The sequence below is a fragment of the Photorhabdus sp. P32 genome (assembly GCF_038085095.1).
Classification (GTDB): domain Bacteria; phylum Pseudomonadota; class Gammaproteobacteria; order Enterobacterales; family Enterobacteriaceae; genus Photorhabdus; species Photorhabdus luminescens.
This window is the reverse complement of sequence record NZ_JAZGJN010000292.1, coordinates 45,363-56,659: the sequence shown is the minus strand read 5'-3', so window position 1 is coordinate 56,659 and position 11,297 is coordinate 45,363. Positions and strand designations below refer to the sequence as shown.

The following is an 11,297-nucleotide window of genomic DNA, read 5'->3' as shown; positions in this document are numbered from 1 at the left end:
ATATGCGTTTCGGCTCGGTTTGTTCCGGTATTGAAGCCGTCAGTGTGGCATGGGAACCGCTGGGTATGTCTCCGGCATGGTTCAGTGAAATTGAGAAATTCCCCAGCGCGGTACTGCAATATCACTGGCCTTATGTCCGAAATCTGGGGGATATGACTGAAATCCCCGCCATGATTACCGAAAATCAGGCCGATGCGCCGGATATTCTGGTTGGTGGTACACCCTGTCAGGCGTTCAGCATTGCAGGTCTGCGTAATGGGTTGGACGATGAGCGGGGAAAACTAACATTATCATTCGTGGAGTTGGCAAATGTCATTGATTTCGTCAGAGCAGCAAACGGCGAACAGCCTTCAATTATCGTCTGGGAAAATGTCCCCGGAGTTCTATCCAGTAAAGATAATGCCTTTGGTTGTTTTCTTGCGGGGCTTACCGGAGAAGATGAACCATTGCAGCCGTCAAGGAAGAAATGGACGAACTCAGGTTATGTGTCTGGACCACAAAGAGCCGTTGCATGGCGAGTGCTGGATGCTCAATATTTCGGAGTGGCCCAACGACGTCGCCGTGTGTTTGTTGTCGCAAGTGCTAGAACAGACATCTGTCCCGCAAAAATACTTTTTGAGCCAGGCAGCATGCGCTGGGATTCTGAATCGCGCAAAACGGCGAGGGAAACAGTTACCGGAAATGCTGGAAGCCGTGCTGTTATCGGTAATCTCTGGGACTCAGAGTTAAACCCGCATCCGACATTAAACTCAGGTGGTATTGGCATGAGCAATAAGGAGATATTTTCTCAGAGAACCAGCGGATTGGTATCTACGTATCGGTTGCTTTCGTTTGGTGAATACCGGACAGATGATATTTCATCAACACTGCGCTCCAGAGATGATAGAAGCGCTACTGATCTAATAGCAACTCATGGGGCTGTGCGCCGTTTAACACCAGTGGAATGCGAAAGACTACAGGGTTTTCCCGACAGTCATACCCAAATTCCATGGAACGGAAAAGCACCGGCAGATTGTCCCGATTGTCATCGTTATCGGGCAATTGGGAATTCAATGGCTGTGCCTGTGATGGCATGGATTGGTAAGCGAATTTTAATACCAAAAGATAATATTTATCCATTTATATAAATAAATTGTACTTATTGGCAAAATGCAATATTGACTATATTCTAGATACTTTCTTATATACAGTGATTTTATTAAATAAGGGGATATTAGTATGAAAGAAAATAATTTTACTAATATATATTTTGATGAGTCAGGAAATACAGGGCATAACCTTACAGACAGTGAACAGCCAGTATTTGTATTAGCTTCGTGTAATTTTGATGATGAACAATCAAATGAATTAATTAATATTATTCAAAGCAATTCTACTACAGAGGTTCATTTTAAACGACTCAGAAAGAGTACCAATGGAAAAGATAGTATAATTAATCTAATGAGCAATCATTTAATTAACCCTAATAATGTCAAAATTTCTATATTTAACAAACCCTTTATGGTTGTTAGTAAAATTGTAGATATATTAATAGAAAGTCAATGGCATGCAGAGGGTAGAGATCTATACAAAAATGGACTAAACATCTCTTATTCAAACGTATTCTTTATTATCTTTTTAAATTTTTTTGAAAAAGAACATGTAGATGAAATGTATATGTCATTTATCAAAATGATACAGAAAAAAACAGAAGAAGATATAAGTAATTTTTATTCAAACATTCAAGGGTTATATGAGAAATGTTCGAATGTAAAATTGAGAGATATTATATCCGAAATAATTAGAACACGGCATATTGTTAGAGACGTACTTTATACGGTGGATAAAACAGCATTAGATCCTGCTATTCCTGCTTTGTTTTCTCATTCTGTTTTATGGGGAAAAGTATATCAGGATGGATTTAATATAATTCACGATGACTCAAAAGCGATTGAATCTAAAAAAGAAACATTTAGATTGCTTATGGATAAAACCCAGTCAGAGATAGAGCTTGGATATGATAAAAGAAGGTTTGAATTACCTTTAAAAGCAAAAGAATTAATTTTTGCAAAATCAGAAGATCATAAGCAATTACAAATTGCTGATATTATTTCAAGTTCATTTGCTTATTGGCTAAATAGAATTCATTACAATAAAGATAAAGATTCCTTATTTAATAAATTAAATGAATTAAATCTACAACATCTATGTGAAGGAGGGATAGCTATATGGCCAAGTATAGATATTACTCCTCAAGAACTAGGACTTGAATTTGAGGGAGGATTAAACTTGGTCAATCATGTAGCAGATTTTTTAAACAAAGCACGAAAGTAAAATAGTTATATTTAATCTGACATAAAGCTCTGTAAAACTACCTATTCTACGTACCAATCCGCAAGATCAAAAAAGGATCTCATGCCCCACAAAGCGCCAGTATTGGCGCCTTTGGGACGATCTCTTTCAGGTGCATAAAAAGCACTACATTTAGTGGGCAGGCGCGGCGGGGTCACGACTGTGCGCGGTGGCGTCTGGTTGCTGTGCTGGTCTCAAATTTCATAATGTAATAATTATTTATTGAAACTATATTTCTTCCAGACAAAAAAAGACTGCTCAGTAGGCGGCCTCACAATCAATAACGCGGGCTATTCGTCTTCATCCAGATCCAACGAATACCGTTCAAACCGGATCACGTCTTCCCCTATCCAATCATTTAATTGTTTCATCTTACTTTGCAATGGCATTAGTTCATTACGCACGAACACCTTGGCCGCCTTCTCAACATCGCCAAAGCCACCGGTATTCTGTGGAATAATCCCCATCATCTGCGGTGGTACGCGGTGCGCGGCCAGTATGTCGTCGCGGCTGGCATTCTTGATATTTAAAAATTCATCCTTAGCTGCTGCTTCAGACAGTGGAATAGTTTGGATACCGTCTTTTTTGCCACCGGGGGCATACAGAAACAGATTACGGAAATTACCTGGCCCTTTGGAATTTTTCAGCGCATCGCGGATATTGTCGATATCGGATAGGTTTTGCGACGCGTCGCTGATATACAGGATATAACCTGCATGGGAACCGTTCAGGTAATACTTGCGGCGAAAAAGCGTAGCCGATTCATTCAGTAATGCCGACGGCAGTGCGGCTAGATATTCCGGCAGGCCGTAGAGTTCCTGATTAATATCAGGTTCAATCAAATGAAACACTTGCCCTGTTGGGAACGGGTATGGTTGGCTGCTGTAGCCATATTTTACAAACCAGTAGGTGTCCAAGTCGTTACCGCGTCGGGTGAATTTGGCCGGGCAGTGATTCAGCTTTAAAGGCTGGCCGAGGCGATTCTTGCGTTGTTCAAGGTAAGCATTACCAAACAGCATAAAGTCCAGCGCCCATGAGTCGAACGCCTGCCGACTCAGTAAGCGATGCGGAATAAACGTGCTGGTTAAAATATTGCGTTTCACATATACCGCGCTGCTGTGGTGCGGTGCAGAGCGAAACGACAGTGCTAGCCCGTTAAAACTAATCGGGGGTTCATACCAATTATCGACCAGCACACATTCCAGATAATCAAACACCTCGCGCCGGTCAAGGACGGGGATCGGGTCGCCAAAAGTAAATGCTTCAATAGATATGGACGAGCTGGCGGTGGCTGTGGTTTTCACCGCCGGGCTGCGTTTTCTGCTTTTACGGCTCATCAGTAAACCTCAACAATATTTCTATGGTGGGGAGTGTCACCAGTAATTGGTTCATTAAACAGGGCGTGCATGGTGGCCCATGCCAGATCTGCGTGACTGGCTTCCTCGCTGCGGCTGGCTTCATAGGTCGGGCGGTTGCCGCTGGCGGTAGTAGAACGACGGATAGCCATAAAACTTTGTGCAATGTCAGTCTGGCCGGCGTCAAACTCCAGCCGGCGATGGTTGATAATGTCCCATGCCTTAAGTACCAGGGCATTCTTAACTGTGGGGTTATAGACAAACTCCCGCGCGGATGGGAAAAACTCTTTGACGTTTTGGTAAACTCCATGTCCGACGCCAGTCGAGTCAATGCCGATATACTCGACGTTATACTGTTCCGTTAGTCGCTTAATGGCGTCAGATTGGGCGCGAAAGTTCATTCCACGCCACTGATGACGTTCAAGGATGCGGAACTTGCCACTTGGTACTAGCGGTGGAGCGACTACGACACAGCCAGCACTGTCGCCATTCTCGCCACCTTTGGCGGGGTCATAACCTATCCAAACTGGGTGATAACCATAGGGGCGTAGCATCAGGGGTTGCACATCGTCCCAGACTTCCCAGCTATCAACCATGCAACCCTGCATCAGTTGCAGTGAGAAAATGGATTCGATATCGTCCATAAACTTACACAGCAGTAAGTTCTGGTACTCGTCTGGGCTGTATTCCAGCTGTAACTGGTCAATATCAAACAGGTTACAGCCGCTCCTGACTGCATCTTCAACCGTGACAATCTGCCGCCACTGACCATCGGCGCATAGCAGGCCGCTGGCTAATGCTTGATGGCTAATATCAATGTCAATACGATTGGCCTTGGCGCGGCCACGGTTAAACAGTTTGCCTGACCAGTACGGGTAAGCGCTGTGGGTTAGGCTGGATGGGGTAGAGAAATAGGTCTGGCGCCATTTTTTATGCATAGCCATACCAGACGCTACTTTGCGCAGTTCTTGAAATTTAGGTATCCAGAAATATTCATCTAGATAAAGATTACCGTGATAGCTTTGTGCTGTACGGGCATTGGTACCGAGAAAATACAGCGTGGCACCATTGTTTAAGGTGATTGGATCGCCTTTTAGTTCGACGTTTACTTCCCGTGCCATTTCCAGAATGTACTGCTTAAAAACGTGGGCCTGAGCCTTACTGGCAGAGAGAAAAATCTGATTGCGTCCGGTAGTTAACGCATCGATCAGGGCTTCACGGGCAAAAAAGAATGTTGCGCCAATCTGGCGGGATTTCAGGATATTGCGGATACGATGCGCTAATCCTGCGTGATACCAGACGCTTTGATAATCAAACATAGTCGAGCGGAAAATGTCTTCCAGCTTTTTGACTTGTTCTTCGCTGAATACATTCTTTTCCGGTGGCCGACGCTCGCCTTTATTGCGGTTGGCAATTTTGGGGTTCAGATCGGTTTCATTGCCGCCGCTGTTGTACTTCCTGATCCGTGCCTGTCGTTCTAACTGACGGTGCAGTAGGTCAATTTCCTTAAAGTCCTTACCTTCTTTTTGCTCTTTAGCGATGAGCTGACATAGTCGGGCTTCAAGGGACAACTCGACCCGCTCAAACGAGGTCACCTCGTCCCATTTGTCACGGCGTTTCCAGCTATGGATAGTGGCCGCTTTTTCGTTGAGCATTTCCGCAATCCGTGCGATCCGGTACCCGTTAAAATACAGGTGCATTGCGCGCTTACGGGGATCAAAATCAGGTGTTGTTTTCATGCTGCCAGACTACAGACCCGCCTGTTATTTCTCTGTGTCTGCCCTGTGTGCCAGACCAGACACAACCGCATTTTATTGTTTCCTCGACCTGACGATACAAACTAGTAGGCCATGACTGACCCATAGATAACTGGGGCTTACAATGCCGAAAAAATCCAAACCCTTTCGAATTTGTGTGGAAGGCGCCACCACAGACGGGCGCAAGGTCCAGCGCGAATGGCTGACGCAGATTGCCGCCAACTATGACCCGCAGACCTACGGCGCACGTATCAACATGGAACATTACAATTTTTCATGGAGTCCGCGCTTTGGTGACGTGGAATCAGTTTTTACCGAAGAAATCAAGGAAGGTGTGTTGGCGGGTAAGCTGGGGTTGTATGGGGTTCTTTCACCTACTGATGATCTGGTGGAAATGAACCGCCAGCGCCAAAAAGTTTACACTTCCGCCGAAATCAACCTGGATTTTGCTGATTTCGGCGGCGCGTATCTGGTGGGATTGGCCGTTACAGACAGTCCAGCCAGCCTTGGAACGGAAATGTTGCAGTTCAGCGCCAATGCGGCTAATAACCCGCTGAACTCACGCAAGCAGCACCCAAACAATGTTTTTACCGTTGCGGAAGAAACTCAGTTCGAATTTCTTAATTCGCCAGAGGAAACCGAAAAAATATCTCTCTTTTCCCGTGTACAGACGTTCTTCCAGAAAAAGCAGCAGAACGATGATACACGTTTTACCGACATCCATCAGGCCGTTGAACTGTGCGCGCAAGAGCAGCAAAACACGGCTGAACAGGTGACGAAATTGTCTCAACAGATCGGTGAAATCGCGTCATTGAAACAACAACAGGTTGCACTGGAAACCCAACTTAACAACTTGAAAATCCAGTTAAGCCAGCAAGACAGTCAGACAACACAGCGCCCAGTTTCATTGGGAACACAGACTCACGACACCGCAACCGGCGAATACCTGACTAACTGTTAACGGAGCAAAATCCGATGAAGAACGAAACCCGCCTGAAATTTAACGCCTATCTGACCCGACTAGGCGAAATTCACGGTGTAGAAGCCAGCGCCTTTAGTGGCAAAGTGCAAGTTGAACCCTCAGTAGCACAGACACTGGAAGATGAAATCCAGCAAAGTGCAGAATTCTTGCAAAAAATCAACATGGTTCCCGTTAGTGAACAGTCGGGTGAGGCGATTGGGTTGGGTGTGGGTTCGACTATTGCCGGTACCACCGACACCGATGATAAAGAGCGAGAAACTACCGATCCCAGTCGTATGACCGTTATAGAGTACAAGTGCGAACAGACGAACTTTGATACAAGCCTAACTTATAAAAAACTGGACTTGTGGGCGAAGTTCAAGAATTTCCAGCTACGTATCCGTAACGCCATTATCCGACGTCAGGCACTGGATCGAATTATGATCGGCTGGAACGGGGTGAAGCGCGCCAAGACCTCAAACAGGGTGCAGTATCCGATGTTGGAAGATGTGAATATCGGCTGGTTGCAAAAAGTCCGGCAGGATGCCCCCGATCATGTGATGAGCAGTATCACCGACGATAACGGCAAAGTGATTGCCAAAATTATCCGTGTCGGCGATGGCGGCGATTTCAATAATCTTGATGCATTGGTCATGGATGCGGTCAACAATGCCATTGATCCGGAATATCAGGACGACACCGAACTGGTGGTTATCTGTGGTCGTGAATTGCTGGCTGACAAATATTTCCCGCTGGTCAATCAGGTACAGCCTAACACCGAGAGAATGGCGGCGGACGTGATTATCAGCCAGAAACGCATTGGTAACTTGCCTGCGGTGCGGGTGCCGTACTTCCCGCCTAAAGCGCTGTTTATCTCCCGACTGGATAATTTGTCCATTTACTATCAGGAAGGCACTCGCCGACGTTCGATGTTGGATAACCCCAAACGTGATCGCATCGAAAACTACGAATCGGTGAATGAAGCATATGTCGTTGAGGATTATCGCGGCGTGGCCCTGATTGAAAATATCGAAATGCTGGCGGCGAAAAGCCAGACTGGACAGCCGCAATCTATCAATATTGTGACCAAGCAAAACACAGTTTCTGATAATGAGAGCCAGAATGGCTAGCCCGTGGCAACGTCACCGGATGTACTTGCAGGCGAAAGAAGCGGCTCAACTGAATGGCCCCGGCTTGCAGAATAACGGTGGTTATAACCAGATGCTGCTGATGTTGGAGCAAGACCGCCGACAGCTTAAGCGTATTCAGTCGATGGAACGCAAGGCCGAACTGAAACGGCAGTTTCTGCCCCGTTATGCGCCGTGGGTAGCGGGCGTTTTACAGGGTGGCCGTGGTGGGCAGGATGATGTACTGATGTATATCTTGCTGTGGCGTATTGATGCCGGTGATTACGATGGGGCGCTGGACATTGCAGAGTATGCCTTGCGGTATCGGCTCTCCATGCCAGAAACGCATTCACGTACAACAGGTTGTGCTATTGCCGAGGAAATTGCCGATGCAGCCAAGCGTTGCTATACCGCCAAGTCACAGATGCCCCTTGCCACGCTGGAGCGGGCGATATACCTGACTCACGATCAGGATATGCCCGACAAGGTACTCGCCGAGTTGTACAAATGGCTCGGTTACAGTCAGCGGGATAATGACCTGCCACAACCGGCCTATTGTTCACTGAGTCGGGCCTTAGAATTGAACAATCATGTTGGTGTGAAGAAAGATTTGGAGCAACTCGCCAGAGCACTTCGCAATCAAGAGCACGCCAACAGTTAACGGGACGTGCCAACGCGCTGGGGCGGCACGGAGTGGCGATTCATTCAAAACTTCGTCCACCGCCCACCTATTCAGGGGAACTGTATGGATTTTATTTCAACCGAACCCGTAACGGATGCTGACACCACTATGGCCGGCGATGACTTTTTCCCCGCGATCAAGATCAGCCGCTACCGTGACGAGATGCGCACCGATGGCACTGTAACACTAGAGCGCTTAAAGCAGGCCATCACCAACGCTATTGTCGAGGTCAATCGCGAGCTGAACCGTTGGCGATTGCTCAATATTGCAAAGGGATACCACACATTAAACGCCATTCCCTCTGCCTGCATTAATGAAGAAAGCGAGCTGGTTTATCTGTATTACCGCGCCATCTTTAGCCTGACCAAAGCCAATTTGACTGAGCATTACCGCGATATCGACACCACCCAGACTGGCAGTAAAAAGGCTGAGGCGATGGAAACCACTATTGACGACTTGTGGCGAAATGCGCAATGGGCGATGCGCCGGATACAGGGACAGAATCATGTGATTGTGGAGTTGATCTAATGTGGGTAAGGGCACAACAGTATGACACCGTGGATTCATTATGCTGGCGCTACTATGGACGAACACAGGGAGTCACCGAACTGGTATTAGAAGCCAATCCCGGTTTGGCCGATTTTGGGGCCATCCTGCCGCATGGTACCGAGGTTGAATTGCCTGAAATCACTCCTTCCCCTGTAATGCCCATCATTCAATTATGGGATTAGAAAATGGACAAACAACCGGATTTATGGGCCGATTTATTGAATGGCCTGAGAAATTTATGGCCGCAAATATCCGGCTCCTTGCTGGCTGTATTGATCTGTTATGGCCGTCTGATTTATGACGGCGTAGAGCGGAGAAAACGCAGGGTTGAACCGTTGCTATGTGGCGCGTTGTCGTGGGGTGTTTCCAGCGGGTTGGAACTGTTTGGCATTCCTAGCAGTGTTTCACCGGCTTTGGGGGGCGCCATTGGTTTTATTGGTGTTGAAAAACTACGTGAATTTGCCCTTCGTGCAATCAATAAACGTTTGGGAGACAAATCACATGACTAGAGGTGTTCGCAACCATAATCCGGGCAATATCCGCCACGGCGATAAATGGCTGGGATTGCACGACATACAAACAGACCCGTCATTTTGTCAATTTGTATCACCAGAATACGGCATACGGGCCATTATCAAGATTATCCGCAATTATGAACGAAAATACGGATTGAACAGTATCCGGCAGATAATTTCTCGTTGGGCGCCCCCGAATGAAAATGATACCGAAAGTTACATTGCATATATGAGCCGGTCGGTTGGTATTCCCTGTAACGTGGTAATTGATGTTGATAACCAGGTGATCATGACCCGATTAGTTTGCGCCATCATTCAAATAGAGAACGGACAGCAACCATATTCCGATACGATCATTAAACGGGCGTTTGAGCTGTTATGAGGTTCAATCTGCACATACTCACCTTGAGTATGCTTATGCTGGCGGCAGTGTCTGGCCTGCTCTGGTTCTATTACGGTGAGTATCAGCAGAAAAGCGATGAATATCAAAAACTGAGCCAGCGGTATGAACAACAGCAAACCATTACCGATAACGCATTCCAAACCATCAGGATAATCAATGATATCACACGGGTTAATAACGAAAATCGTAAGCGATCAGCGGTGGATTCTGCACAAATTCAGGCGGCTATCAAAACTGTTGTTGTCGGTAATGATTGCGCTAGTCGTGCTGTTCCTGATAGGGCTGTTGTCCGGTTGCAGCAGCACGCGAACCGAATACGTTCAGGTACCGTTGATGCCGATTCCGACGCATCTGCTCGCTGACTGTCTGCCCCCGGTCATATCCGACACAATGACATGGGGTGATAGTTTGTTGCTGAATGCACAGTTACTGGCGGTTATTGAACAGTGCAATCTGGATAAACAGGCCATTCGACAAATAGAACAGACTAGAGAAGTGACACATGAATAAGCCTAACGCCTTGCGAAAAGTTCTGACAGAAAAGATCTCCTACTTGCGTGACAACCCTGAATACCTGCACTTGTTTGTTGAAGATGGCACCGTGCTGGCGACATTGGCACTCTCCTTGTCTTACGAATATGAATACACGCTAAACCTGATTATTGAAGCCTATCCCGATGATCAGGATGTGCTCATGGCGGTTATCGTGTACTGGATACGTGAGCACCAGCCAGATATTTTCGCTAATCCTGACAATCGCCGCAGCGGCTTTACCTTTGACGTGAATATTCTCAATGATGATACCGCTGATATCAGTATTGATCTGAAACTGACCGAGTGTGTACTGGTCACCCAGCAAGGGCAGGTCAGCACAGTGAGCGCCATTCCTGAGCCTGAAAACCCATTTGACAGGTGGTGAGATGAACAGTGACGCATTGCAGCCTTTGGATACCGCACTAACCGCCTTGTTGAATCAACTTTCTCCCATCAGTCGAAAGCAACTGGCCCGTGATATTGCGCGAGACTTGCGACAGAGCCAAATGCAGCGTATCCGATCCCAGCGTAACCCTGACGGTAGCCGCTTTACCCAACGTAAGGCACAAGCCCTCACTATACAGCATGGTATGAAGTTCATCTGGCGCGGTGAACCTCGCACCCTGAAAGGTTGGCAAATCCGCAAGGGCAAGAAGGGTGAAACGATTACCGGCTATGATGCCGAGCGTAAAGGTCAGCGTACTTTTTACAAATGCGATATCCAGCGTTTTCTGGACGTCAAAACCGATCGGATCAGTACCCGGAAATCCAATAAAAAGGCCCGCATGTTTAAGAAACTGGCTACCGCGCGTTACTTACGCTTGTCTGCTAATGACCAGGAAGCCGTGATCTTTTTTGCTCCAAAGGTAGCTGCTATCGCCCGTGTGCATCAGTTTGGGTTAAAGGAACGCATGAAAGGGAAAAACATTGAAGTCAAATATCCATCGCGGCGACTTTTGGGACTGACACAGAGCGACATTCAACATATTGAAGACCAGATACTTTTTCACCTCACCCGTGGGTGTGTGCTAGCTAGCACACAAACCCGATGACGTGCAGGTAGGGGTATTGGGTGACATTGTT

General features: G+C 46.8%; 15 protein-coding genes. 13 read left to right on the top strand and 2 right to left on the bottom strand.

Annotated features, from left to right (window positions below; all coding sequences use genetic code 11):
* The first annotated feature begins 2 nt into the window (after positions 1 to 2).
* The gene (locus V2H77_RS21705) at positions 3 to 1,127 is read left to right on the top strand and encodes a DNA cytosine methyltransferase (RefSeq protein WP_341500501.1); all 1,125 of its coding nucleotides are present in this window, start codon (positions 3 to 5) and stop codon (positions 1,125 to 1,127) included.
* Between the two features lie 91 nt (positions 1,128 to 1,218).
* A complete protein-coding gene (locus tag V2H77_RS21700; RefSeq protein WP_341500436.1) occupies positions 1,219 to 2,313 on the top strand; it encodes a DUF3800 domain-containing protein in 1,095 nt (364 codons plus the stop codon).
* Positions 2,314 to 2,621: 308 nt separating this feature from the next.
* Here the strand turns inward: V2H77_RS21700 and V2H77_RS21695 are convergent, their stop codons facing one another.
* Both V2H77_RS21695 and V2H77_RS21690 read right to left on the bottom strand, forming a co-directional pair.
* A complete protein-coding gene (locus V2H77_RS21695; protein WP_341500435.1) occupies positions 2,622 to 3,668 on the bottom strand; it encodes a phage portal protein in 1,047 nt (348 codons plus the stop codon).
* Positions 3,668 to 5,425: a terminase ATPase subunit family protein gene (locus V2H77_RS21690; RefSeq protein WP_341500434.1), complete on the bottom strand. Its 1,758-nt coding sequence runs from the start codon at positions 5,423 to 5,425 to the stop codon at positions 3,668 to 3,670. Before V2H77_RS21690 ends, V2H77_RS21695 begins: the two co-directional genes overlap by 1 nt.
* Before the next feature lie 142 nt (positions 5,426 to 5,567).
* Between V2H77_RS21690 and V2H77_RS21685 the strand changes: the two genes are divergently transcribed.
* The 11 genes from V2H77_RS21685 to V2H77_RS21635 all read left to right on the top strand — a co-directional run bounded on the left by V2H77_RS21685 (position 5,568) and on the right by V2H77_RS21635 (position 11,266).
* Positions 5,568 to 6,404 carry a GPO family capsid scaffolding protein gene (locus V2H77_RS21685; RefSeq protein WP_015836360.1) on the top strand — a complete coding sequence of 279 codons (837 nt, stop codon included), beginning with the start codon at positions 5,568 to 5,570 and terminating at the stop codon, positions 6,402 to 6,404.
* A gap of 14 nt (positions 6,405 to 6,418) precedes the next feature.
* Positions 6,419 to 7,534, top strand: coding sequence for a phage major capsid protein, P2 family (locus V2H77_RS21680; protein WP_015836359.1), 1,116 nt, complete (start codon positions 6,419 to 6,421; stop codon positions 7,532 to 7,534).
* Positions 7,527 to 8,192 (top strand): phage terminase small subunit, encoded by a 666-nt coding sequence (gene gpM / locus V2H77_RS21675; RefSeq protein ID WP_341500433.1) that lies wholly within the window; start codon positions 7,527 to 7,529, stop codon positions 8,190 to 8,192. Before V2H77_RS21680 ends, gpM begins: the two co-directional genes overlap by 8 nt.
* 84 nt (positions 8,193 to 8,276) lie before the next feature.
* A complete protein-coding gene (locus V2H77_RS21670) occupies positions 8,277 to 8,741 on the top strand; it encodes a head completion/stabilization protein (RefSeq protein WP_341500432.1) in 465 nt (154 codons plus the stop codon).
* Positions 8,741 to 8,944 (top strand): tail protein X, encoded by a 204-nt coding sequence (locus tag V2H77_RS21665; RefSeq protein WP_132345239.1) that lies wholly within the window; start codon positions 8,741 to 8,743, stop codon positions 8,942 to 8,944. The genes V2H77_RS21670 and V2H77_RS21665 overlap by 1 nt, the downstream gene beginning before the upstream one ends.
* 3 nt (positions 8,945 to 8,947) lie before the next feature.
* Positions 8,948 to 9,271, top strand: a complete 324-nt coding sequence (locus V2H77_RS21660) for a phage holin, lambda family (protein ID WP_341500431.1) — start codon at positions 8,948 to 8,950, stop codon at positions 9,269 to 9,271.
* Positions 9,264 to 9,659 (top strand): structural protein, encoded by a 396-nt coding sequence (locus V2H77_RS21655; RefSeq protein WP_341500430.1) that lies wholly within the window; start codon positions 9,264 to 9,266, stop codon positions 9,657 to 9,659. The genes V2H77_RS21660 and V2H77_RS21655 overlap by 8 nt, the downstream gene beginning before the upstream one ends.
* Entirely contained in the window at positions 9,656 to 10,042 is a 387-nt protein-coding gene (locus V2H77_RS21650; RefSeq protein ID WP_015836353.1) for a hypothetical protein, read from the top strand. The genes V2H77_RS21655 and V2H77_RS21650 overlap by 4 nt, the downstream gene beginning before the upstream one ends.
* Positions 10,014 to 10,190 carry an Rz1-like lysis system protein LysC gene (gene lysC / locus V2H77_RS21645; protein ID WP_331430136.1) on the top strand — a complete coding sequence of 59 codons (177 nt, stop codon included), beginning with the start codon at positions 10,014 to 10,016 and terminating at the stop codon, positions 10,188 to 10,190. Before V2H77_RS21650 ends, lysC begins: the two co-directional genes overlap by 29 nt.
* A complete protein-coding gene (locus tag V2H77_RS21640) occupies positions 10,183 to 10,599 on the top strand; it encodes a phage tail protein (RefSeq protein ID WP_015836352.1) in 417 nt (138 codons plus the stop codon). Before lysC ends, V2H77_RS21640 begins: the two co-directional genes overlap by 8 nt.
* 1 nt (position 10,600) lies before the next feature.
* The gene (locus V2H77_RS21635) at positions 10,601 to 11,266 is read left to right on the top strand and encodes a phage virion morphogenesis protein (protein WP_341500429.1); all 666 of its coding nucleotides are present in this window, start codon (positions 10,601 to 10,603) and stop codon (positions 11,264 to 11,266) included.
* Positions 11,267 to 11,297: the final 31 nt, after the last annotated feature.

What these genes read in the sequence shown, in the direction of transcription:
- V2H77_RS21705 (WP_341500501.1), top strand. Translation starts at nt 3, where the DNA reads ATGCGTTTCGGCTCGGTTTGTTCCGGTATTGAAGCCGTCAGTGTGGCA.
- V2H77_RS21700 (WP_341500436.1), top strand. Translation starts at nt 1,219, where the DNA reads ATGAAAGAAAATAATTTTACTAATATATATTTTGATGAGTCAGGAAAT.
- V2H77_RS21695 (WP_341500435.1), bottom strand. Translation starts at nt 3,668, where the DNA reads ATGAGCCGTAAAAGCAGAAAACGCAGCCCGGCGGTGAAAACCACAGCC.
- V2H77_RS21690 (WP_341500434.1), bottom strand. Translation starts at nt 5,425, where the DNA reads ATGAAAACAACACCTGATTTTGATCCCCGTAAGCGCGCAATGCACCTG.
- V2H77_RS21685 (WP_015836360.1), top strand. Translation starts at nt 5,568, where the DNA reads ATGCCGAAAAAATCCAAACCCTTTCGAATTTGTGTGGAAGGCGCCACC.
- V2H77_RS21680 (WP_015836359.1), top strand. Translation starts at nt 6,419, where the DNA reads ATGAAGAACGAAACCCGCCTGAAATTTAACGCCTATCTGACCCGACTA.
- gpM (WP_341500433.1), top strand. Translation starts at nt 7,527, where the DNA reads ATGGCTAGCCCGTGGCAACGTCACCGGATGTACTTGCAGGCGAAAGAA.
- V2H77_RS21670 (WP_341500432.1), top strand. Translation starts at nt 8,277, where the DNA reads ATGGATTTTATTTCAACCGAACCCGTAACGGATGCTGACACCACTATG.
- V2H77_RS21665 (WP_132345239.1), top strand. Translation starts at nt 8,741, where the DNA reads ATGTGGGTAAGGGCACAACAGTATGACACCGTGGATTCATTATGCTGG.
- V2H77_RS21660 (WP_341500431.1), top strand. Translation starts at nt 8,948, where the DNA reads ATGGACAAACAACCGGATTTATGGGCCGATTTATTGAATGGCCTGAGA.
- V2H77_RS21655 (WP_341500430.1), top strand. Translation starts at nt 9,264, where the DNA reads ATGACTAGAGGTGTTCGCAACCATAATCCGGGCAATATCCGCCACGGC.
- V2H77_RS21650 (WP_015836353.1), top strand. Translation starts at nt 9,656, where the DNA reads ATGAGGTTCAATCTGCACATACTCACCTTGAGTATGCTTATGCTGGCG.
- lysC (WP_331430136.1), top strand. Translation starts at nt 10,014, where the DNA reads ATGCCGATTCCGACGCATCTGCTCGCTGACTGTCTGCCCCCGGTCATA.
- V2H77_RS21640 (WP_015836352.1), top strand. Translation starts at nt 10,183, where the DNA reads ATGAATAAGCCTAACGCCTTGCGAAAAGTTCTGACAGAAAAGATCTCC.
- V2H77_RS21635 (WP_341500429.1), top strand. Translation starts at nt 10,601, where the DNA reads ATGAACAGTGACGCATTGCAGCCTTTGGATACCGCACTAACCGCCTTG.